The sequence below is a fragment of the Chitinophaga terrae (ex Kim and Jung 2007) genome, assembly GCF_900107795.1.
In the GTDB taxonomy this organism is placed as follows: domain Bacteria; phylum Bacteroidota; class Bacteroidia; order Chitinophagales; family Chitinophagaceae; genus Chitinophaga; species Chitinophaga terrae.
In genome coordinates this window covers 77,705-100,640 of the sequence record NZ_FNRL01000026.1, presented here as the reverse complement: position 1 = coordinate 100,640, position 22,936 = coordinate 77,705, and the positions used below count along the sequence as shown (strand labels likewise).

Here is a 22,936-nt window from a genome sequence, read left to right as displayed (position 1 = left end):
AAATATTCTCTTCAAATTCCTGCTTGAGTTCTTTTATTTGGTTGGAAAAATAGTTTCTGTATATTTTCCCGCTACCAAGAGGGCAGGCACATTCAATACGATAAACCTTGTTATAATAAATCAGTTTACCGAGAACACCAGGTTTGACGTTCCTGAAAAAATTGATTTCTTCCCATTCACTATCAAAACCTTCTTTGACGACAGATGCTTTTAATGCGATAAGGACTTCTTGCAAATAGCTAATCATTTTGAGTGCCTCGTCCAAAGATCCAGATGCCTCATTCACAATTTTGCTTTCATATTGACTTACATCGTCTATGATTTTATGTAAAGAGTATTTCATGGCAATATAGTTTTTGTTAGAATACTAATTGCAATTGAAGAATTGCTCTATACAAAGATTGGGATTATCAATCGCTCTTTTTCCCAAGTTACACCCAAGTTGGGTAAGATTTTTTTTCTTATACGGGTTTACTTTTCTCTATATAATACTGAATGTTATTTGTTTTATATCAAATTTAAAAAGCAAAAAATCTGCTTAGCACAAAAGATGTTATTCATATTTTGTAAATTTGCGTTGAGTTACAAGGAGAAAACCACTGAAAGTGAGTGCAATGAGCACCATTACTAAATCGTTACCTATAACAAACCTCCTTAAAGTAATCTACTCTGTATTAACTCGCTTAGAGTTTTCTAATGTTTTTTAAGAAAAATAAGGAGGTAAAGGAAAAGAATAAGATATAAGAACGCAAAGAAAGCAGAGATGCTAGTGTATACAATCTTCGCTCTTTTTTATGTCTTATCAAACTCCTCATTCTTAATAACTCTTATGTCTCTTAAAAAAAATCTTATGCCTCTTTGCCCCTTTTGCGTCTCTGCGTGAAACATTCGCGTGAAATCAGAAACCGGTACGGACGTACGTTTCCACGATTTCGTGGTTCACGCCCAGGCTTTCGATTTTTTCGATTCCTTTCTGGATAAGTGTATCCCCTTTGATAGTGAGTGTGAAAGAGAAATCCTGGTTTTCCCATTCCCTGGCACTGCAATACGCCAGGTGTTCTTTATATACATTTCCGTTCAGCGTATAAGTGCCGCTGCCGGCATCAAAGACGCTGTTTTCTCCTTTCCCTTTGCTGAGATCATGTTTGAAGAAAGAGAACTGGGTATTGGTAAATACTTTGATCATTTCCTGGTTAGCAACAGGAAAAGTGTATTTGGTTGTTCCTTTGCTGATCGTTTTACTGGAAACAAGTTTCCAGGTACCGGCAAGGGGAGACGATTTTGGGGGTTTAGGCACGGCAGCCAGTATGGCAGTAGTTAATGCCAGGGCGCCAATAGCAAATGGAATGAGTGTTTTTTTCATGAGGGCATAGTTGTTTACAGTAAGTTATCAAATTTCTGGTATTTACTTATTATATTCACTATTATCTCGAACTCTTGTTCCATGCTACGAAAAATTCCACAGCTCTGCATCCTGCTACTTAATTGTATTTTATTTTCCTGTCGGCCTTCCGGTAATACGGATGTTGACTGGGCCGTTTATGGCGGCAATAAAGCCGGTACCCGTTACTCTCCTTTGAAGGAGATAGATACCAGCAATGTTGCCGGTTTAACGGTGGCCTGGGCTTATCATACCAATGATGCCGATACTGTTGGTAAATCGCAGATCCAGTGCAACCCGCTGGTCATAAACGGGGTGTTGTATGGTATCTCTCCGCGGCAGAAGGTGTTTGCGCTGAATGCCGCAACCGGAGAGTTGCTATGGTCGTTCGATCCTTTGCATCAAACAGGCATGGACGCAGGAATGATGGGGATGAACAATATGAGGGGACTGGCATATTGGACAGATAACAAAAGCGCCAGGCTGTTGTTTACTTCAGGTTCCTACCTGCATTGCCTGGATGCCTCAACAGGCAAGATCATCCCATCGTTTGGCGACCAGGGAAAAGTAGACCTGCATAACGGCTTTGCCAGGGAGGTAAGCGACCTGTATATCACAAGCACTTCGCCGGGCGTGGTGTTCAAAGACCTGCTGATCCTCGGCAGCAGGGTAGATGAAGGGCCTAACGCGGCGCCGGGCGATATCCGTGCATTCAACATACTGACAGGCAAATTGCAATGGAGTTTCCATACCATTCCACATCCCGGCGAGCCAGGTTATGAAACCTGGGCCGATCCCGAAGCCTATAAACATATCGGCGGCGCCAACTGCTGGAGCGGTTTTACGTTGGACGAAGAAAGGGAGACCGTATTTGCTGCAACCGGCTCCGCATCCTACGACTTTTACGGCGGGATGAGAAAAGGAGCAAACCTGTTTGCTGATTGCATACTGGCACTGGATGCAAATACAGGCAAACGTAAATGGCATTTTCAGCAGATCCATCATGATATCTGGGATAAAGATCTGCCCAGCCCTCCGGCGTTAATAACGGTGACGCATAATGGAAAAAAGATCCCTGCCGTAGCCCAGGCTACAAAAACCGGTTATGTATATGTGCTGAACAGGGAAACCGGAGAGCCATTGTTTGAAGTAAAGGAAGATACTGTTCCGCATATCAGCACCCTGGCGGGCGAGCAGGTATCGCCCACGCAGCCCCGCCCCGTATTGCCCAAACCATTTGTACGGCAGGTGTTCAACGATTCGGATATCAACCGCTTCCTTCCGCAGCGGGAGCAGGATTCTATCAGGCAGGTATTGCAGGAGGTAGGCCACGGCCATATGTTCCTTCCGCCGAGTGAACGGGGCACGATTATCATGCCCGGCTTCGACGGAGGCGCGGAGTGGGGCGGACAGGCATTCGATGAAGCTACGGGCTTGTTTTATGTAAATGCCAACGAACTTCCCTGGATACTTAAAATGCTGCCGGCAAAACCGGCGGAAACCAGGAGTGAAACCAACCTGCAGGCAGGCAAAAGATTGTATGCAACGCATTGCATGGTTTGCCATGGCAGCGATTTAAAAGGCGGCGGCAATTACCCGTCGTTAACCGACGTGGCTTCCAGGTATTCTGTAAAAGCGTTCAATGAACTGTTGCTGGGAGGAAGAAGAATGATGCCTGCGTTTACCCTGTTAAAACAGGAAGAAAGAGATGCGCTGGCATCTTTCATTTTAAAACAGGAACAGCAGCAGAAAATGCAATATAAGGGGCCGCGGCCTGCGCCAAATCCTTATCTCCAAATGCCATATATGGGAAATGGTTATATCAAATTCCTGTCGCCAGGCGGCGCGCCGGCTATTAACCCGCCCTGGGGTACTTTGAGCGCTATTAATCTCAACACCGGGCAAACTGCCTGGCAGATCCCATTGGGAGAAGACAGTACGCTTAAAAAGGCAGGCATCATCAGCGGAACCGAGAATTACGGGGGGCCGGTAGTAACGGCAGGCGGCCTGCTGTTTATCGCCGCAACAGCCGACAGTAAATTCAGGGCATTTAATAAGCTTACAGGAAAGCTGCTATGGGAAACAGACCTGCCGGCCTGTGGCTTCGCTACCCCGGCCATTTACCGTGTCAGGAACCGGCAATACATCGTGATCGCCTGCGGCGGCGGTAAACTGGGTAAGAAGAGCGGTGATACTTACCTTGCTTTTGCCTTGCCGTAAATGTTCGTTTTTGAACAGCAGACCGTCCGCTTGGGAACGGCTGATAACTGTTGTTTTTTCTTAATCCCTTGCCCCTGGGGCATCCCGGCATTTGGCATATAGCTTGGAACTCTCCTGCAGCTATTCTAAATTGCCATTATGATTAAGAACTACCTGTTAATAGCTTTCCGTTCGTTAAGAAAGAACCGCTTTTTTACCCTGGTGAATGTATTGGGACTTGCATTCGGGTTAACTGTCTGCATGCTGATCGTTTGCTGGGTAATGGATGAATATAGTGTAGACAAGTTCAATAAAAACGGTCATAAACTTTACCGGTTACATGCCAATGAGCACTGGGGAGGTATGCAAACCCTGGCTACTACGCCCATTGCCATGGCAGATCGTTTATATCCTAAGTACCCGGAGATCGAAACAGTAGTACGGGTGATGGACGGAGGAAGCCTGGCTTTGTTTAAGACCCCTGCCTATACGGAGAAAACTGCTTCCTATGCTTATGCATCGCCTAATTTCCTGGAATATTTTGATTATCCCTTGTTGTATGGCGACAGGCAAACAGCCCTGAAAAACCCGGAAGCTGTGCTGATTTCCAAAGAAATGGCAATCAAGTTTTATGGAAAGGTCAATGCAGTAGGTGAAGCTTTACAGTTGGAAGATGGCGCCTCTTTGCTGGTAACAGGGATACTGGACGATATGCCTAATGCCAGCCGGAAATTTGACGTGTTGCAAACCCTTGCTTTTAATGTCAAACAAAACCCCTGGTTGATGCGGCCGGGAAGTTTCAGCGTTAGCCAATACCTGGTATTACGGGAAGGTACAGACCTTAAAGCCTTTACAGCTAAGATCCAGCAGGAAGCTGTGGTGTCGGGAGGGCAGAAAGAAGAACTCTGGTTGCAACCATTCGAAGATATTTACCTGCATGGCAGGTATGATAATGGGAAAGTGGTTGGCGGAAGAATTGAATATGTCCGCCTGTTCCTCATAACCGCGTTGATTGTGCTGGTAATTGCCTGCATCAACTTTATGAACCTCTCTACTGCCCAGGCGTCCAAAAGAGGTAAAGAAGTGGGAGTACGCAAATCATTAGGTGCTCCCAGAACTTCCCTGGTATTACAGTTTGCCGGTGAAGCGATGATCATGACGCTTATCGCCGCCCTGTTAGCCTGTGCTGCCATTGCATGCCTCATACCGTTTTTCAGTGATCTTACCGGAAAATCGCTTTCTTTCTCCGGAACTAATATCAGCAAATACCTGTTAGTGCTTTTACTGGTTACAATAGTAACGGGCTTGATTGCCGGAAGTTACCCTGCCTTCGCTCTTTCCCGTTTTGCGCCGGTACGCGTGCTGAAAGGAGATACCAAGGCAACGGGCGGTAATTTGTTCCGTAAAAACCTGGTTGTATTGCAGTTTGTCCTGTCTTTTGGTTTCATTGTAGGAAGTATCGGAGTCTACTGCCAAACGCAGTATATCTATAGCCGTAACCTCGGTATGGACAGGGAAAATATAGTGTATATTCAGCAGGATAAGGGAAGCCGTGAAAACATGGATGCAATTGACCAGGCGCTCAGGCAACTTCCGCAGGTCAAGTCGTTGACTTATAGTTCCTGGCTGCCAATTGCACTTGAATCCACCAGCGCCGACCTGGATTGGGAAGGCAGGCCCGATAAACTGGTGTTATCTACTTCGCCATTGCGGGTTTCTTACGATTTCTTGTCGACCATGGGAATAGAATTAGCCCAGGGACGTGATTTTTCAAGGAAATTCAGTTCAGATAGCGCCGCATACATCATTAACGAATCTGCAGCCCGGATGATGAATATGAAAGACCCCTTGGGCAAGTATATATCCTTCTGGCAGGGCAAAGGAGAGATTATAGGCGTGGTGAAAGATTTCCATTTTAATTCCATGCACAAAGAGATAGGCCCTATGGTAATGATGTTGTCGCCTTTCGCCAGCGACTATATCATGATAAAACTTCATAAAGGCGCTACCGCAGCAGGAGTCGCAGGTATACAAAATGTTTTTAAAACCCTGAATCCAGGCTACCCTATGAATTATCATTTCCTGGATGAAGAATTTGACAGGTTGTATAGTTCAGAAACAATGCTGAAACGCCTGGCTGCTGTCTTTGCTGCCATAGCAATTTTTATTTCCTGCCTTGGCTTGCTGGGTCTTTCTGTTTATACTGCCGAACAGCGGAAGAAAGAGATATGTATCCGTAAGGTGCTTGGCGCTTCCGTTACAGAGGTGACCACTACTTTATCCAAAGAATACCTGAAACCTGTATTGATTGCTATTGTGATCGCTACGCCTATCAGCTGGTATGTCCTGCATTCCTGGTTAAACAGTTATGCCTATCATATCAGTTTAACTGCCTGGATGTTTATAGGCGCAGCTGTTATAGCTATTGTAATTGCTGTTGCAACGGTAAGCGTGCAATCCATCAGGGCGGCAAGAACCAACCCTGTTAAGTATTTGAAATCAGAGTAGCAGGCTAGTTCTTCTTGCGTTTATCTCTCAGGATTGAGAAAGGCAGGTTGATATCCAGTTTCGGAACAGCGATCCGTTGTGCGCCGTAAATGCCTGAATGCCCGCTGAAATAATAGGCCGTAAAACAAGCTACTGCATAATACAACAGGTTGTCGGCGCCAAAAAGCTCAACCCCCATGATGGTACAGGCAATGGGCGTATTGGTGGCCCCGGCAAATACGGCTATAAAGCCAAGGCCGGCCAGCAGGTCAACCGGTGCTCCTGTAAGCGTAGCCACAGTATTGCCTAACGCGGCGCCCATGAAAAAGAGTGGAGTTACTTCACCGCCCTTAAACCCTGTTCCCAGGGTGATAGCGGTGAATAACAGCTTCCAGAACCAGCTGAAATATGCTGCGCCTCCGGGGCGGAAACAAGACACGATGGTTACGGCGCTGGCATCCGGGTTGGAGACGCCTAAGCCCAGGTAGTCGCTGGTTTGCAACACGAAGGTGAGCAGGATGACAGTCAGGGCGCCCGCTACAGGGATCAGCCACCTGGCGCTGATAAAGCGGTTGCTGAAATGCTGAATGCTGTGAGTAGTGGTGGCAAAGAGGAAGCTGGTAAGCCCGAACGCCACGCCTGCAACGATCACTTTTACCAGCAGCCATCCATCCTGCAGGTGTGAGATGCTGGCAAAACTGATATGGTATTTGGTATGGTGAATGCCCCAGGCAGTACAAACAAAATCGGCCAGCACTGCAGCCATCAGGCAGGGGAGTAATCCTTTGTGCCGGATACTTCCCAACGCCAGTACTTCCAGCGCGAAAACAGCGCCGGTTACCGGCGTACCGAAAACGGCCCCGAAACCCGCGGCAATTCCCGTTGTCAGCAAAATACGTACGTCTTCCTTATCCAATTTCAACAGCCTGGCGAAATATTGCGCTACGCTGCCGCCTATTTGTACCGCGGTCCCTTCCCGGCCTGCCGAACCGCCAAAAAGATGGGTTATTACTGTAGTGACCAGGATCAACGGTGTCATTTTTGCCGGCACTCCGCCTCCCGGCTGATGTATCTCGTCTATGACCAGGTTATTTCCTCCCGCCGCCTCTTTTCCCCATTTATTATACAGCCAGTAAATGAAAACGCCTGCAAGCGGCAGCAGGTATAAGAGCCAGGTATGAGCATACCGGTAGTTGGTGGCTTCTTCCAGCAGCCATAAGAAGAGGGCTACAACGGAGCCGGCGACCAGTGACACAGGCAGCACCAACAGGGTCCATTTCAGTAAATAAGTGGTTATTGCGAATTGTTCCAGGGAAGTTTTAAGCTGTTTCATGCACTACAAATTAATAATGTATTGCTCTTTAAAGCAATAGTGATCAGATAATTTGTAGGCGCCATCAGCTCTATAAGGAGCGGTTAAGTAGGAAGACACCATTTCCTTCGGGCACAAAGATATACAAATTTAACATAGCTGCAACCCCATGACCACTGATCCGCCCTAATTTCGGGTATGCAGCAAAGAATTAACAGGAGGGCTGACGCCGGAGGGGCTTAACGGGAAATATGGATGCAAATCTGTTTTGCAGTTCCTCCTGTTCTTTAAAACTTATCAGCCAGCGAGCCGCGGATCACCGCGGTGAGTTCTGCCATGATCGCTTGTCCCTGGTCTTTGTTATACCATTTCTGTAAAGCGGTTTTCAGCGTTTCAAAATCTGCCTTTTCCGCAGTTAATGAGTTATATAACGCCTGGCATTCCGCAGGTCTTGGTCCCCAGGTTCCCAGGTCTTTTCCTTCGCTGTTCCGGATGATCAGTTTGGGGATAGACTTTCCGCCATTGGTCAGGTAATTGTCGATAAGGAAAGGAGGGCTGTCCCGTAACTGGTAATCGACGCTGATCAAAGGATTCATTGCGGCTATCAGTTCCATCAGCGGTACCGAATGTGCCGCATCTCCGCACCAGGGTTCTGTAATAATGATCCATTGCTGCGGAGCCTTTACCTGCATTACCGCTTCTTGCGCTTCAGGCGCCAGTTTGGCTTGTTTCAGCCATCGGTGCATCCTCGACCAGTTTAATTTGGCGTAATTAAAGTAATCGGGATTATCGTATGGTTTTTTAGGTGCAGGATCATGTAATATCTTCTCAAAAACATCCAGGTAAGCTCCAAAATCCATTCACGAAGTTTTAATAGTCAATGATTCAGTTAACTGGTCGATAGTCTGTTTAAGCGCCTGCGCCGCCAGGTGAACAGATACGGACCATTCTTCCGCCGCCTGGCCATCGGCGCCATCAGATATGTATTTCAGGCAAAGAAAAGGGATGTTTTCTTCCTTTGCGATCCAGGCCAGTGGATACGCTTCCATGTCTATCACGTTGTAATCATCTGTTTTGTGTTCGGTCTCAAAACTATCGCCTGTCCCACAAATGCCGTGCTGCAAGCCATTTACCGGTAATCCATATTCCAGCACGGGGGCCTGGCCTGAAAGCGGCGTTTCATATTTCGCAAATCCCAACGCTCTCACGTCCATATCCCGCTGTATGAACTTAGTACAGCAAACCACTGCGCCTCTGTCAAAACTGTTGCTGCCGGCGGAACCCAGGTTGATGATAATTCCTGGTCTCTGTTCTGCGATCCGTTTAGTTAGTTTATAGGCCGCATTTACTTTTCCTATCCCTACAAATAACGGATCAACATGGGCAAATGCTTCCGTGGCTTCATACTCCAGCGCAAAAACAAACAAAGGGTTCTGCTTCAGCAGCGCCGGTATGCTTGAAGTATCGGATAATGCCTGTATAGGTGCCATACTCATATAAACAGTTATATAAATTGAAGCTGCAAAGGTATTCATTGCTGCTTTAATAACCATGGGGGTGTTTTTGTCTGTTCCCCCGGGCGGAGGTATGGTAATTTTCCCAAATTCATAAATCAATTTCCCATTTGCGTAACCTGTGGTTGGTAACTGCCGCTACTTTTGTGGTCAAAAAAATAAATGAACCAGAACTACGGGAGATTCCTACTAATCCCAGTACTTTTCTTCGCTATCCTATCCGGCGCCCGGGCTGCCGATATCTTATCCGCTATCCGGGGTAAGGTGGTCACCGCCGACGGATTGCCAGCCGCCTATGTCACTGTTCGGATTCAAAACACCAATCACGGCGCCCTCAGCGATGCAAATGGCGATTTCGTGATCAAGAAGATAAAACCAGGCAGGTATATCCTCGAAGCCTCTTACCTGGGCTATAGAACCGCGCGCCAGGAAGTGGTTGTAGAGGCGGATAAAATTACGCATGTCAGGATACCCCTGACGGCTACCGGCCAGGAGATGAAAGAATTTATCGTGATCGGCGAAAGCAAACGGTATAATGTAAGCACTGTTTCTTCTTCTCTTCGTTTATCCTCCCCGTTAGTGGAGATACCTCAGAATATCCAGGAAGTGACAAAAGATGTATTGGCAGACCAGCAGGTATTGGATATGCAGGAGGGAGTTACCCGTAACGTAAGCGGCGCCCAAAGAATAGGCCACTGGGACATGTACTCCCGCATTAATGTTCGCGGCTCCCAGATCACCGCCTTCAGGAACGGTATGAACGTGGTAAGCAGTCCATGGAGCCCGTTGGCTGAAGATATGAGCATGGTAGAGCGCATCGAGTTCGTAAAAGGGCCCGCAGGCTTTATGTTGTCGAACGGCGAACCCGGCGGACTTTACAACGTGGTCACCAAAAAGCCGACAGGGGTAAAACAGGGAGAAGTGAACCTGACCCTGGGCAGTTTCGAAACCTACAGGGCGGCTGTGGACCTGGATGGCAAACTGTCGAAAGACGGCAAACTCCTGTACCGCCTGAACATCATGGGCCAGTTAAAAAACGGGTACAGGGATTTCGACTATACGAACCGTTATTCCATCGCCCCGGTTATCAAGTACCTGGTAGATGATAAAAGCTCCTTAACTGTAGAATACGACCTCCAATATATGCAGTTGCCCGTGATCGGCGGCAACTACGGCTTCTCTAAAAAGGGATATGCAGATCTGCCGATCAACTTTACCACCATTGAGCCAAACATGGACCCTACCAATATTTATGATCATAGCTTAATGGTGAATTTTGACCACCAGTTCAATGTCGACTGGAAACTGACAGCACAGGCAGGATATTTCCGTTATAACCAGGTAGGACAGAGCATGTGGCCTACCGGGTTCACGACTCCCGGCAACGATAGCCTGATCCAGCGGAGTATCAATAACTGGGACGCTTTAGGTTTAAACAGGAGCGGGCAGGTGTTTGTGACAGGGAAGTTCAATACCGGTTCCCTTTCACACAAGATACTCGGCGGCGTAGACCTGAAATACAGCGACTACTTTGCCGACTGGTCGCAGGCTGCCAAATTCGGCGATTCTACTTTCAATATCTATAATCCAAAACACGGAGGAGTGGTGCAACCGAAATGGGACCGCTCTGTAAACATCCGCCAACGCGGCGTACAGTATACTTTAGGCTACAACGCCTTGTACCTGCAGGATGAAATCGGCCTGTTGAATGATAAACTTCGTGTAACCCTGGCCGGTAGATATACTACCAACAAATACGTTAACCCTTATGAAGGTTCGTATACCGACAGCAAATTCACTCCCCGCTTTGGCGTAAGCTATTCGCTCGACAAACACACTGCGGCTTACTTCGTATATGATGTTTACTTCATGGCGAACCCCGGGTTGGATTGGCAGAAAAAGAACTTTAAACCGCTCACCGGCGACAATATTGAAGTGGGAGTGAAGCGCGACTGGTTCAGCGGCCGCCTGACATCGACAGTATCTCTTTACCAGATGACAAAAAACAATGTACTGACACAAGACCTGGATCATCCTGACCCGGTGACCAACAGGCCTATCTATAGCCGTACCAATGGCCAGCAGAAGATCAAAGGCCTGGAAGTAGATGTGCAGGGCCAGGTAGTGAAGAACCTGAATGTAGTGGTGAACTACGCGTATACCGACGCGGTGATTTCTAAAGATGATGTAAAATCCTTTGAAGGAAACGCTGTTTCCGGTACCGCCAAACATATTCAAAATACCTGGCTGACCTATACGCTGGATGCCACAGCGCTGAAAGGCCTTCGTGCTTCCTTAGGTTACCAGTACCAGGTAGGCAGGGTAGCAGGAATGGTATATGATAAGTCGGAGAATTTCCTGCCCGATTATTTCCGGCTGGATGCCGGGTTGGGATACCAGTTCAATAAGATCAACATCAACCTGCTTGTAAACAACCTGCTGGATAAATATCTATATACGGGCGCTCCAACCAGCGGTCTTTACTGCTGGCAGGTAGAGCCGGGCCGTAACTTAAGACTCAATGTCGGATATCGTTTTTAAAAAATAAAATTATGCGCAAATTACTATTTACCGCTGTATTCTGTTTCTGTATGCAAACCCTGTTCGCCCACGCTCTTTGGATTGAAACCGTTACCTCAGGGAAGGTCGGTCAGGCGCAGGAAGTAAAAGTTTTCCTTGGCGAGTATGCTGATGGAGAAAGAGATTCTACTCAAAACTGGTTCAGCAACATGAGGGATTTTACACTATATGTGATCGCTCCTGATGGCAAAAAAGAAGCCTTGCAATGTACGCCGAACGGCAACCACTTTAAAGCGACTTTTACTCCTAAAACGGCAGGCACTTATGTTTTATCTGTAGATCATACCGTGCAGGAAGTTTATAGCGGCAGCAAGATCCGCTACTACGCACTTGGTCTCGTGAAAGTAAATGGTTCTGCTGCCGGTGCCGGAGAACTGGCACAGAAGGCTGATTACGCTTTGGTGACCAAAGGCGACAGGAAGCCTAAAGTGAACCAGGTAGAGAGTGTGCAGCTGTTCTATAAACAAAACAGATCTTCGGTGTCGGAACTGACGGTGCAATCGCCCGTTGGCTGGACAAAAAAGTTCAAAGCTGATGAAAACGGGGCTGTAACATTCCAGCCTTATTGGGCAGGCAAATACATGCTGGAAGGTACTTTTACGGAAAATGCTTCCGGAACCCACGAAGGCAAACCGTTTGAAAGGATCTGGCATTGCGTTACCTACTGCCTGGATGTAGATAAATAAGGATAGTTGCAGTCGTTTTTCTAAAGATCATATATGCATGCCCGTGCCAGCGCAACGATGGCGAACAAAAAAAGGTTGACTGTTGAGGTCAACCTTTTTTGTTATAATACTAATTCAATTTAAGGCCGGAACTCAATCCAGTCCAATGTAAACAGGTGCTGGTTAGGTTGTTGTTCTTTCTTAAACACGAAATATAGGTCATTCACTCCTCCCGGATCCGTGATTGGCGCGCTGACTTCAGCGAACTTATTCCACGCGCCTGTAGCGGTGTATTTCAGGGTGCTGATCACCGGGCCGTCAGGGCTCTTCACATGCACTTCTATGGTAGCATCCCTGTTCAGCGAAGAGTAACGGTAGGTCAGTTGTTTGATCCCTTTCAGATCTATTTGTCTGAACAGGAACCAGGACTGATGGTGAATAGCGCCAAGAGAACTGGATTGGCGGTCGATGTTGTGCAGGTCGTCTGCCTCTTCTGCCTGCAGGCGTAAAGGACGAAGGAGCAGCAAGCCGCTTCCGCTGAGTGGTGCAGCTTTTCCTCCTCCATCTGTATAGGAGGCGGAAAGAATATAGTTGCCGAATTTTTCTTTCGTGAGATGATCTTTCAGTGCAACAGTGCCTTGGGCAGGCAGGCTGCCAGGCGCTTTCGGATCGGCTAAGGAAAGAATGTATTTCACGATCTGTCCTGCATCCTCGGTTGACAGTTGCGGGTGAGCAGCCATAGAATGCTCGCCCCATACGCCGCCTCCGCCTTTAATGATCTTATTGACCAGGTAAGCAGGCGCTTTTTTATCTGTACGGTAACGTTGCGCAACTTTTATAAAGGCAGGTCCAACAGATGCTTTATCGATTTGGTGACAGGCCTTGCAATCGCTGCTTTCCATGAGCACTTTGCCCGGGTGTACAGGCATGGTAGTTGGCGCCTGGTGCCCGATAGTTGCCTGGCTTTTACCTTTTGGCAGGTAGTGCAGGCTAACCTTTAACCTCGCAGGATTGATAGCCGGATCTTCTTTATCCGTAACCGTTACTTTATAGTGTAAAGGAGTTTTGTCGAAGTAGAAGGTGTTGTTGCCGGTGGTTGCCACTTTCACTACCGGAGGCGTATTGCCTACATAGATCTTCACGGTATCCCTACCAACTGCGCCGGATGGATCTGTGATCTTAAGGATCGCTTTATGCACGCCTGTTTTCGTATATGTATGGGTAGGATTAGCAGTATTGTCTTTTGTGCCGTCTCCGAATGTCCATTCATAGGTCAATGCATCGTTGTCGTAATCGTAGCTTTTGTCGCTGTTGAATGATACGTTGTAAGGCGCTTTGCCGGCAGTATCAACCGTCTGGACGTTGGCTACGGGTGCACGGTTACCGCTGTTGAATGTTACCTTCACGAGGCGGGCGTCATCATTATCGATACCATATACAGAACCATATTCGAGTACATATAATACGCCGTCTTTGCCGAAGGCCATATCTACCGGCCGCCTGAAGTCCCCGTTGCTGGCCATGAACGGCTCCATCGACTGGTAATTCTGTTGTTCGTCGAGTCGCACTGCAAATACCCAGTTCCTCATCCAGTCGTAGATAAACAATGCTTTATCATAGTAAGCAGGAAATCCTTTCTTGCCAGTCGAGGCGGCATCATAGTGGAATACTGGTCCTGCCATGGCGCAACGGCCGCCGCTTCCAAGTTCAGGAAATTCAGCAGACGCGCTGTACGGATACCAGATCATTGCTTTCTGCGCTGGCGGCAGGGTTTTAAGACCTGTATTATGCGGAGAAGCGTTCACAGGTGCTTCAGGGTTATAGAAAGGCCCTATTTTCTTAGTGGCGAAATCATATTCCGGGTATGCTTTGTTATCGCCAACCATATAAGGCCAGCCGTAGTTGCCGGCTTTTTTTGCCTGGTTGATCTCATCGTACCCCCTCGGTCCCTGGTTGCTGTCGTTGCCGGCATCGGGCCCCACTTCTCCCCAGTACAAAATTCCTGTAGCCTGGTCAACAGAGATGCGGTAAGGATTCCGGCAACCCATAGTATAAATTTCGGGGCGGGTGTTAGGAGTGCCTTTAGGGAACAGGTTTCCTTCCGGTATTGTATAAGTTCCATTCGGTTCGGGGTGGATGCGGAGCACCTTTCCCCGCAGATCGTTGGTATTGCCTGCCGATCTTTCAGCGTCGAAGGTGATGCGGCCCGGGGTTCTGTCGAGCGGCGCATAACCATTAGAGGCGAAAGGAACAGTGTTATCGCCGGTCGAAATAAAAAGATTGCCTTCTTTATCCCAATCCAGCGATCCGCCGGTATGCGCGCTTACTTCCAGTTCCAGCGGAATAGTGAGCAAAACCTTTTCGCTGGCAGGGTCCAGCGCATCATTACCTTTTATGGTAAAGCGGGAAACCCGCTGTGCGGCTGGCAACTTATTCGGTGTATAATAGCAGTATATATAATGGTTCTTATCGAAATTCGGATCGAGGGTCAACCCCAGCAAACCATTCCCGAATCCTTCCTTGGTATCCGGCAGCACAGGAAAAGTATAAACTACCTTGCTGCGGTTGGTGAGGGGATTATAATAATACAGCTTGCCGCTGCGCTCAATGAAATAAACACCGCCGCCGTTGGTGACTGCCAGCTCCATTGGTTCGTTCAGGTCGTTCACCAATATGGTTTTTGTAAACCGGTTGTCTTCCGGTTTATTGAGAGTGTCGGCGCCTGTACGCCGGTTGCCGGCAACAGTTTTTTCAACTCGTTTTTCGGTGGCGGAACGGAATCCGCTGTTGGATTCGATGTGTGACGGGGCTCCCTGGGTGCGTAAATTAAAGAGTGTCAAACTGACAATAAAACAGGTTGAATAAACATGTTTTACCCTTGTTAGTTGTTCAAGCATGAAATGTAGTAGATTTTGATTTGGCGCGGCTAAAATAATAGAATTAAGTTTACCTGCTAAGAAAAATGGATGAAAGGAGACATTAACAAAGGATTAATTAGGAGAATAAGGCACTAATTTTTGGCTAATTATGTATCAGTAAGGAGGTTAAAGTTGTCATTTTGACTGATGCTTCCGTATATTTGAGGTCACGTTATTATGACTGGTAAACTTTTGAAATGAATTTAGTTGAATTTAAGCAGTCTTTACAGGAGGCATTCCCACCCGAAAATCTGAATGTTTACTTAAAGGCGTTATGGCATGATGGAAAAGGTAATTGGAAAAAGGCGCACGACCTGGTAGATGGATTGCCGGGAACGGATGCGGCGCGTGTCCATGCTTACTTGCACAGGGTAGAAGGCGACGAATGGAACGCCAACTACTGGTATCGTCGTGCAGGGGAAGAAATGCCAGCTTATTCCCAGGAGCAGGAATGGGAAGTATTGGTAGATCGGTTTCTTTAAAACGTATATTTCGTTAACAACCTACAGGAGTGATCAAGAGCCAACATTACGGGTGAATTTTACGTTTGTCATTGATCCTGAATACGTAAAAAGCGCTTTTTTGTTTATTATTTGTATATTCCACGTAAGGTTAAACCGATTGATTCTTAATAGTTACTTAGTTTTTTAGCGGAGTATGCGGAAATTTATCCTTTTACTAATTATACATGCTTTTCTGGTTACCACGACTGGCCTCGCGCAAACATACGGTTTACGCTTTTCCAGTCATGAGGTCGTGCAGGAAAAAAGAACTACGCTTAATCTCACTTCATCCGGTCCGCTTTGTTTCAAGAAAAATACTGAAATCTCTTTCGATCTTAACTTCATTCCATATAAAGAAACTTATTTCGGCTACATCCTCAGGGTCATTGATGCCAATAACCAGAATATAGATGTAGTATACAACCAACGGGAAAGGAACTTCAATTTCGTAATGGGCGAAAGTTTCTCAAAAGTATTCCTGGTAGATTCGGTTGCATTGCATACCAAGTATGTACACTTTTCCATACAATTCGATATTGAAAAGCAGACAGCCGCCATCTTTGTAGACAATAAACTTATCACCCAGGGGCCGGCCAAACTGGGCAACCCCTTTTGCGCCCGCTATTTTTTCGGTACCAATAGCTTCGAAGGATTCCAGACAGTGGACATCCCGCCTATGAATATCCGCAACATCGAGATCAGGGAAGGAGAGAAGCTCCGGTACAATTGGCCGCTTTCTGAAAATTCGGGAAACACGGCTACAGACCTGGTAGAGGGAAAGGTGGCAACTGTGAAGAATGCTAACTGGGTAGGCCCCAGGCACCAGAACTGGAAACTGGTTCAGACCTGGGAAATACCGGGTAACCCCAGCGTGGCTTTCGATAAAAATAATGAGGTGCTCTATATCGTGTCTGCCGACACCTTATATAATATATCATTCAAAACAGAACAACAGAAAGCCATCAGGCTGGCTCAGCGGCTCGACAGCCTCATGCCGGGAAGCCAGTCGGTCTTCAACCCGTTCAACGATCGCCTGTATAATTTTTATATAGACCAGCGAAAGATCGGAAGCTACGATACCGCTACAAGACGTTGGGACGTAAGCTACCCGCAGGATCTGCTCACAGTTTACTGGCAGGCAAATAAGTTTGTATCAAAAGCTGATTCCTCTTTATATATATTATGCGGCTATGGGCAGATGCAGTACAAGAATACTGTGCAGCGCTACAGCTTTGCCACCAGGCAATGGGATTCGGTGCCTGCCGCGGGCGAACGGCTCACGCCCCGTTATATGGCGGCAGTCGGGTCTGATGAAAATGGCGATACAGCGTATATACTGGGAGGATATGGTTCCAACAGCGGCAACCAGGTGGTGAATCCCCGGCATTACTACGACCTGGTAGCATTTTCCGTGAAAGACCATTCTTTCAGCAGGATATACCAGTTCCCCGAACCGCAGGAACAATTCTGCTTTGCCAACAGCATGGTCATCGACCCTGCAACCCGGCATTATTATGCGCTGATCTTCCCGAACGATAAATTCAATACTACCTTACAACTTATCGAAGGCGATTTCAGGGAACCTAAATACCGTTTGCTGGCTAACAGTATTCCTTATTCCTTCCATGATATCAAGTCGTTCGCTGATCTTTATTATTGTAAAGAAAGCGGTAAACTGGTGGCCGTAACGCTCTATACCTCTAAAGACAATATCACCCAGGTAAAGGCATACAGCCTGGAATTCCCACCCAATGCCATTAACCAGGAAAAGGCCGTAAAGAGCAAAAGCTTCTTCTCCTGGGTGAACGGGTTGCTGATACTATTAGCTGTTGCAATAGTGTTATTCCTCCTCCGCAAACGTTTTTCCGGGAACAGGAAAAAACAGGCAGCGGCAACCGCTGTTGCACCGGCAGTTATTGCACCTATAGCAACAGCGCCCCAACCGGAACAAGTGGTAACAAAACCTCCCGTGGCGCCCGAACCGGTGTCGCCTACGCCTCCGCAGGAAGCGGAAGAGGAGAAACGGGGACAGATCTTCTTCTTCGGTCCTTTCGAAGTGGTAGATAAAGAAGGACAGGACATCACCAGGTTCTTTACTCCGTTGCTGAAAGAATTATTTCTCCTGATCTCTATTCATACTATCAGGTCAGGAAAAGGGATCTCCTCCGACCGGCTGTACTCTACCCTGTGGCGTGACAAGTCGAACAAGGAGGCGCAGAATAACAGGTCCGTGAATATGGTTAAACTAAAAGCCATACTGGATAAACTGGGCGTCTGCGCATTCGTGAAGGAGGCCGACAGGTGGAGTTTACAATATGATCCGGCTGAGATCAGGATGGATTTGGCAGAATTCCAGCAGATCAGCCAGGGGCCAAGGCCCCTGACCCAGCAGGGGATCAGGCAGTTACTAAAGATCCTGCACCGGGGCTCATTCCTGCCAGACGCAAATTATACCTGGCTGGAAGACATCCAATCGGAGATCTCCAACAACGCGCTCGACATCCTGACCGCAGCGGCAGCACAATTCAAAGCCGATCCCGAATTGCTGATCGAGATCGCCGACAGTATATTCCTCTTTGATCCTGTTAACGAAGAAGCCCTGCGTATGAAATGCAGCAGTTTAGTAGCCCTTGGCAGGCATTCGCTGGCCAAAGCTGCCTTCAATAAATTTGCAAAAGAATACCAGCATATGTATGGAGAAGACTTCCCCCATACCTTTAATGAGTATTCTATGGAATAATTTTTAGAAAATAATCAAAAAACAAAGCCTGGTTAGTGTATAATTAGTGCCATTATTAAGGTGGCGGGTCTAAATTGCATTGAAATGAATAAGACTCGATTCCACGACTATGGCACTCAGGCCGTTTTATTACGAAAAAAAAGAATACTGGTGATCAAGATCATCAGTATTCTTTTTCCTTTTTTAATTCTTGGCGCTGCAGAAGGTTTGTTGAGGGTCTTTCATTATGGTCATAACCTTAGTTTGTTTATTCCCGCCCCGGGGAAAGAAGACACTTACTACGTGCTGAATCCTTCCGCCTCCCTGAAATATTTCTCCAACGAACAAATTGCAACAACCGGTAACAGGGAACTTTTCAAGAAAGTAAAAGATTCCGGCGCCATCCGGATCTTTGTATTGGGAGAATCGACCACGATCGGTTACCCATATTTTCATAACGGATCATTTCACCGCTGGTTGCAGTACCGGTTATGGCATAATTATCCCAACAGGCGATTTGAGATCATTAATATTTCATTAACGGGCGTTAATTCCTATACCATAGCGGGTTTCGCTAAAGATATTTTACCCTATCAGCCAGATGCGGTGCTGATCTATACAGGTCATAATGAATATTATGGCTGCCTGGGCGCCGGGAGTACCGACAAGATCGCCGGCAGCCCATGGGTAATAGACCTGGTCCTGAAATTAAGAGAACTGAGATTAACCCAACTAATGGGCAACCTTATCCGGAAAATCGGCGTACCGGGTACGCCTGCCGCCGGCGATGGTAAAACCAGGATGGAGCTGATGGTGGCCAACCAGCAGATCCCCATCAACTCAGAAATCTATAAACGCGGTATCCGGCAGTTCAACGATAATATGAGCAAGGCCTTGTCTTTACTTGATAAAGCGGGCGTCCCGGTATTCATAGGCAACCTGGTATCGAGCGAATATGACCTGTTCCCTTTTATCAGCGTGCCGGTAGATCCGGTAAAATATCCCGGCTTTGAAAAGCAGTACCAGGAGGGACAGGCAGCGTTGTGGAAAGGCGACAGTACAGCGGCCCAACAGCATTTCCTGGCAGCTAACGGAATTTTCGGGGAGCATGCAGGTTGCAACTATTACCTGGGTTTACTGAGTTTGCAGGCAAGAGATAGCGTTGCAGGGAAATCGTATTTCGACAATGCAAGAGATTTTGATGTGCTGAGGTTTAGAGCGCCTTCCAGGATTAACGATGTGATTGCACAATTGTGTACCCGTTATAAGAATTCGCACCTGGTAGATATCAAGTCGGTGTTTGAAGTACACAGCCTGGCACATATCATAGGAAATTCGCTGGTGCTGGAACATGTGCATCCTAACCTGAAAGGATACTCGCTGATGTCGGACGCATTTTACCAGGCGCTGAAACAGGAGGGAATCCTGCCGCCGGCAACAGAGGAAGCGATGAGCTACAACAGCATGACGGCAGGGATGCCGCTTACCGGGGTAGATTCGCTGGCTGGCGCGTATAAGATCGCCAACCTCAAAAGGGCCTGGCCTTTTAACCAGGGAAATAAAAGCGATACAACTATCATCAGTTCCAGGGAAGAACAGCTGGCTTATGCCGTTGCCTTTCGCCATACTTCCTGGGCCGAAGCAATGAAAGAGTTATATACCGCCTACACCAGGGCGCAGGATTGGGAAGCGGCAGGGAAGATCATGGAAGCCCTGGCCCTCGAAAACCAGACGGAACCTTCCTATCTCGACGAAGCAGGGAATTTATTCGGGCAGGCCAATAACATCCCGGAAGCGTTGGTGTGTTTTAAACGCTCCTTCCTGCTGGCGCCGGATTTCGAAAAGGCAAGAATGATCTTCGTGCTGGCCTTGCAGCTGGACCGGCCGGAAGATGCTTTGCCGTACCTCGATTATGCCATCGCCAACAACCAGCGGCAGATGAACCTGCAGCCTGTCAGGAATTACCTCCTGGAGGTAATGGCCCTGAAACAGGCCATGCAAAAAGAACCTGGCAATTTGCATTTGCTGAATAAAATTGCGGATGCATACTATAAAATGGGCAATACTGTCGGAGCACAACATTATGTAGAAAAGATATTGCAGGTCGAACCTCGGAATATCGAGGCATTAACATTGAGCAATCAACTTAAAAAGACATAAGGGATGCCCATGCCCGTAAAAAAGATACAAGCAATGGAATTCGGCCAGGTTGCTGCTTTGGCGGCGACCCTGGCCGGTATTTACTATCACAACTGGCATCTGGTCTGCCTGGCAGCAGGCTGTTTGCTGGTTACCATCCTGGCGCCGCGACTTCTTTCTCCGCTGGCAAAACTATGGTCCCGAATTTCAGAGATCCTGGGAGTCGTTAATGTGCATATTCTGCTCTCTATTGTATTTTTCCTGATTGTTCTGCCCATAGGACTATGGAGAAGATGGCGCGGCCGTGATAGTTTATTATTGCGCCAATTTAAAAAAGGCCGGGAATCAGTAATGGTGGATGTTTACAAACGATACCAACCCGAAGATTTAAAGCATACTTTTTAGACCCGATATTTTATTGCGTTATGGAATTCTTACAGGAGTTGTTTTACTTTTTGCGTACAAGAAAAAAATTCTGGTTGCTGCCACTGATCATTATCCTGTTATTGATGGCCGCTTTGGTAGCGCTGACCAGCGTTTCAGCCTTAGCGCCGTTTATCTATTCAATATTCTGAAAATATTTTGCAGGAGATAATTTTAGGCATATCAGCATTTTACCACGACAGTGCCGCAGCGATCATAGCAGATGGGAAGATCATAGCAGCAGCACAGGAAGAACGTTTTACCCGGAAAAAGCACGACGAATCATTTCCCGTAAATGCGATTCAATACGTCTTGCAGGAAGCGGGTATTACTGCTGAAGAGCTGACGGCCGTTGCGTTTTACGACAAACCTTTGCTGAAGTTCGAGCGGTTGCTGGAAACCTATCATGCTTTTGCGCCAAGAGGCTGGCGCAGTTTTATGAAGGCTATTCCTGTCTGGCTGCGGGAGAAGATATTCATGAAACGTTTGCTGAATAAAGAGTTGAAGAAGCTGGGCGCATATGGCAAACCGCTTTTCTTTCCTGAACATCACCTGTCGCATGCTGCCAGCGCATTTTATCCTTCTCCCTACACCGAAGCCGCTATACTGACGGTAGATGGAGTAGGAGAGTGGGCTACCACTACTATTGCTCACGGCAAAGGGAAAGACATCACTTTGCTGAAAGAACTGCGCTTCCCTCATTCTCCCGGCCTGCTATACGCTGCATTCACTTATTTTCTCGGGTTTAAGGTGAACAGTGGCGAATATAAAATGATGGGACTGGCGCCGTACGGAGATGCGGCTCACCCGCAAACCTGCCGGTTCAGGGAGATCATTACCGGTCACCTGGTCGATATCCGCGAGGATGGATCTATCCTGTTGAACATGGAGTATTTTGATTTTGCTACAGGAATGACCATGATCGTGGCAACGAAGTGGGAAAAGTTATTCGGCATCCCCCGGCGTTTGCCCGAATCGGAGATAACTGAAGTGCATATGAACCTGGCTTTGGCTATCCAGCAGGTTACGGAAGCAATAGTGGTGAAGTTGGCGAAAACCGCTACCAGACTGGTTGGTAGTAAAAAATTAGTGCTCGCCGGAGGGGTTGCATTGAACTGTGTTGCCAACAGCAGGATCGCCGAAGCAGGTATTGTTGAAAGCATCTGGGTGCAACCCGCAGCAGGAGATGCAGGCGGTGCGTTAGGCGCTGCGTTGGCCGTTCATCATATCGCATTACAACAGGAAAGAAGCGTGGAAACAGCTCCCGATGGCATGCAGGGCGCATTTCTTGGACCGTCCTATTCCAATAAGGAGGTAGACAGGGTGATAAGGAAATACAACGCGGTAGCAGGTTATCATACTGATTTTAATGAGCTGACCGCATTGGTAAGCGCTCGCCTGGCGGAAGGAAAAGTGGTTGGCTGGTTCCAGGACCGCATGGAATTTGGTCCACGGGCTTTAGGCAACCGAAGCATACTGGCAGATCCCAGGAACAGGGAAATGCAGCAGCAGCTCAACCTCCGCGTGAAGTTCAGGGAAGGGTTCCGGCCTTTTGCCCCGGCTATTCCCGAAGAAGACCTGCCGGCTTACTTCGATATGAAGATCGCTTCTCCCTATATGTTATTCGTAGGATCATTAAAAGACGAATGGAAACTTTCGCCGGTAAAGAAAGAAGGCACATTATATGAACGTTTGTACCAGCAGCGTTCAATGTTTCCGGCTATTACGCATGTTGATCATTCGGCCAGGGTACAGGTAGTATCCGCAAGTCAGCATCCTAAATTTCACCAGCTTATTAGTTGCTTTAAACAACTGACCGGTTGTCCTATGCTGGTGAACACTTCCTTTAATGTAAGAGGAGAACCAATTGTAAACACGCCCGAAGAAGCCTTCCTGGCTTTTATGAAAACAGGCATCGATCACCTGGTGATCGGCAATTATCTTTTTGATAAGACGCAGCAACCTGTCTTGCCTGCAAGTGTATTCAGTACGTTTTCTGCTGATTGATAATATGCAGCAATGCATAACCGGCAACGCAGTGCGGCGGCCGTTCTGAAAAAAAAGCGATGTGGCGTTTTTTCTATAGCGCTTTGCAT

16 protein-coding genes and 1 riboswitch are annotated in these 22,936 nt (G+C 47.4%); of the genes, 10 read left to right on the top strand and 6 right to left on the bottom strand.

The features are described from left to right. Both BLV62_RS22455 and BLV62_RS22445 read right to left on the bottom strand, forming a co-directional pair. Positions 1–343 (bottom strand): RteC domain-containing protein (locus BLV62_RS22455; RefSeq protein ID WP_211118335.1); only part of this gene is annotated, 343 nt, incomplete at its 3' end. A 555-nt stretch (positions 344–898) separates the two neighbouring features. Continuing rightward, the gene (locus BLV62_RS22445) at positions 899–1,363 is read right to left on the bottom strand and encodes a lipocalin-like domain-containing protein (RefSeq protein ID WP_089764497.1); all 465 of its coding nucleotides are present in this window, start codon (positions 1,361–1,363) and stop codon (positions 899–901) included. Between the two features lie 81 nt (positions 1,364–1,444). Here BLV62_RS22445 and BLV62_RS22440 point away from each other — a divergent pair, with 81 nt between their 5' ends. Both BLV62_RS22440 and BLV62_RS22435 read left to right on the top strand, forming a co-directional pair. Continuing rightward, positions 1,445–3,601, top strand: a complete 2,157-nt coding sequence (locus BLV62_RS22440; RefSeq protein WP_089764496.1) for an outer membrane protein assembly factor BamB family protein — start codon at positions 1,445–1,447, stop codon at positions 3,599–3,601. Positions 3,602–3,739: 138 nt separating this feature from the next. Continuing rightward, a complete protein-coding gene (locus tag BLV62_RS22435; RefSeq protein ID WP_089764495.1) occupies positions 3,740–6,088 on the top strand; it encodes an ABC transporter permease in 2,349 nt (782 codons plus the stop codon). 4 nt (positions 6,089–6,092) lie between these two features. On the opposite strand, the gene BLV62_RS22430 is transcribed toward BLV62_RS22435, so the two are convergent. From BLV62_RS22430 to BLV62_RS22420, 3 genes are all read right to left on the bottom strand, one after another. After that, entirely contained in the window at positions 6,093–7,400 is a 1,308-nt protein-coding gene (locus tag BLV62_RS22430) for a voltage-gated chloride channel family protein (RefSeq protein ID WP_089764493.1), read from the bottom strand. Positions 7,401–7,448: 48 nt separating this feature from the next. Beyond that, a riboswitch (Fluoride riboswitch) is annotated at positions 7,449–7,515 on the bottom strand. 151 nt (positions 7,516–7,666) lie between these two features. Continuing rightward, positions 7,667–8,239, bottom strand: coding sequence for a thioredoxin family protein (locus tag BLV62_RS22425; RefSeq protein WP_089764491.1), 573 nt, complete (start codon positions 8,237–8,239; stop codon positions 7,667–7,669). Then, entirely contained in the window at positions 8,240–8,869 is a 630-nt protein-coding gene (locus BLV62_RS22420) for a 5'-methylthioadenosine/S-adenosylhomocysteine nucleosidase family protein (RefSeq protein WP_089764502.1), read from the bottom strand. Positions 8,870–9,055: 186 nt separating this feature from the next. Between BLV62_RS22420 and BLV62_RS22415 the strand changes: the two genes are divergently transcribed. Together BLV62_RS22415 and BLV62_RS22410 are read left to right on the top strand one after the other, a co-directional pair. After that, positions 9,056–11,434: a TonB-dependent receptor gene (locus BLV62_RS22415; RefSeq protein WP_089764490.1), complete on the top strand. Its 2,379-nt coding sequence runs from the start codon at positions 9,056–9,058 to the stop codon at positions 11,432–11,434. Between the two features lie 11 nt (positions 11,435–11,445). Continuing rightward, positions 11,446–12,159: a hypothetical protein gene (locus BLV62_RS22410; protein ID WP_139170352.1), complete on the top strand. Its 714-nt coding sequence runs from the start codon at positions 11,446–11,448 to the stop codon at positions 12,157–12,159. 119 nt (positions 12,160–12,278) lie between these two features. On the opposite strand, the gene BLV62_RS22405 is transcribed toward BLV62_RS22410, so the two are convergent. Next, complete coding sequence (locus BLV62_RS22405; protein ID WP_089764486.1) at positions 12,279–15,035, bottom strand: PQQ-dependent sugar dehydrogenase; 2,757 nt, start codon at positions 15,033–15,035, stop codon at positions 12,279–12,281. A gap of 218 nt (positions 15,036–15,253) precedes the next feature. Here BLV62_RS22405 and BLV62_RS22400 point away from each other — a divergent pair, with 218 nt between their 5' ends. The 6 genes from BLV62_RS22400 (at position 15,254) to BLV62_RS22380 (ending at position 22,847) form a co-directional block, all read left to right on the top strand. Beyond that, on the top strand, positions 15,254–15,538 hold the full coding sequence (locus BLV62_RS22400) for a hypothetical protein (protein ID WP_089764485.1): 285 nt from the start codon (positions 15,254–15,256) through the stop codon (positions 15,536–15,538). A 274-nt stretch (positions 15,539–15,812) separates the two neighbouring features. Continuing rightward, a complete protein-coding gene (locus BLV62_RS22395; RefSeq protein WP_089764483.1) occupies positions 15,813–18,299 on the top strand; it encodes a hypothetical protein in 2,487 nt (828 codons plus the stop codon). Positions 18,300–18,383: 84 nt separating this feature from the next. After that, a complete protein-coding gene (locus BLV62_RS22390; RefSeq protein WP_139170350.1) occupies positions 18,384–20,438 on the top strand; it encodes a tetratricopeptide repeat protein in 2,055 nt (684 codons plus the stop codon). Between the two features lie 9 nt (positions 20,439–20,447). Beyond that, positions 20,448–20,822, top strand: a complete 375-nt coding sequence (locus BLV62_RS22385) for an SxtJ family membrane protein (RefSeq protein WP_139170349.1) — start codon at positions 20,448–20,450, stop codon at positions 20,820–20,822. 20 nt (positions 20,823–20,842) lie between these two features. Further along, positions 20,843–20,992 (top strand): DUF5989 family protein, encoded by a 150-nt coding sequence (locus BLV62_RS28395; RefSeq protein ID WP_168927759.1) that lies wholly within the window; start codon positions 20,843–20,845, stop codon positions 20,990–20,992. 7 nt (positions 20,993–20,999) lie between these two features. Further along, positions 21,000–22,847 carry a carbamoyltransferase family protein gene (locus BLV62_RS22380; protein WP_089764478.1) on the top strand — a complete coding sequence of 616 codons (1,848 nt, stop codon included), beginning with the start codon at positions 21,000–21,002 and terminating at the stop codon, positions 22,845–22,847. Positions 22,848–22,936: the final 89 nt, after the last annotated feature.

What these genes read in the sequence shown, in the direction of transcription:
- BLV62_RS22445 (WP_089764497.1), bottom strand. Translation starts at nt 1,363, where the DNA reads ATGAAAAAAACACTCATTCCATTTGCTATTGGCGCCCTGGCATTAACT.
- BLV62_RS22440 (WP_089764496.1), top strand. Translation starts at nt 1,445, where the DNA reads ATGCTACGAAAAATTCCACAGCTCTGCATCCTGCTACTTAATTGTATT.
- BLV62_RS22435 (WP_089764495.1), top strand. Translation starts at nt 3,740, where the DNA reads ATGATTAAGAACTACCTGTTAATAGCTTTCCGTTCGTTAAGAAAGAAC.
- BLV62_RS22430 (WP_089764493.1), bottom strand. Translation starts at nt 7,400, where the DNA reads ATGAAACAGCTTAAAACTTCCCTGGAACAATTCGCAATAACCACTTAT.
- BLV62_RS22425 (WP_089764491.1), bottom strand. Translation starts at nt 8,239, where the DNA reads ATGGATTTTGGAGCTTACCTGGATGTTTTTGAGAAGATATTACATGAT.
- BLV62_RS22420 (WP_089764502.1), bottom strand. Translation starts at nt 8,869, where the DNA reads ATGGCACCTATACAGGCATTATCCGATACTTCAAGCATACCGGCGCTG.
- BLV62_RS22415 (WP_089764490.1), top strand. Translation starts at nt 9,056, where the DNA reads ATGAACCAGAACTACGGGAGATTCCTACTAATCCCAGTACTTTTCTTC.
- BLV62_RS22410 (WP_139170352.1), top strand. Translation starts at nt 11,446, where the DNA reads ATGCGCAAATTACTATTTACCGCTGTATTCTGTTTCTGTATGCAAACC.
- BLV62_RS22405 (WP_089764486.1), bottom strand. Translation starts at nt 15,035, where the DNA reads ATGCTTGAACAACTAACAAGGGTAAAACATGTTTATTCAACCTGTTTT.
- BLV62_RS22400 (WP_089764485.1), top strand. Translation starts at nt 15,254, where the DNA reads ATGAATTTAGTTGAATTTAAGCAGTCTTTACAGGAGGCATTCCCACCC.
- BLV62_RS22390 (WP_139170350.1), top strand. Translation starts at nt 18,384, where the DNA reads ATGAATAAGACTCGATTCCACGACTATGGCACTCAGGCCGTTTTATTA.
- BLV62_RS22385 (WP_139170349.1), top strand. Translation starts at nt 20,448, where the DNA reads ATGCCCGTAAAAAAGATACAAGCAATGGAATTCGGCCAGGTTGCTGCT.
- BLV62_RS28395 (WP_168927759.1), top strand. Translation starts at nt 20,843, where the DNA reads ATGGAATTCTTACAGGAGTTGTTTTACTTTTTGCGTACAAGAAAAAAA.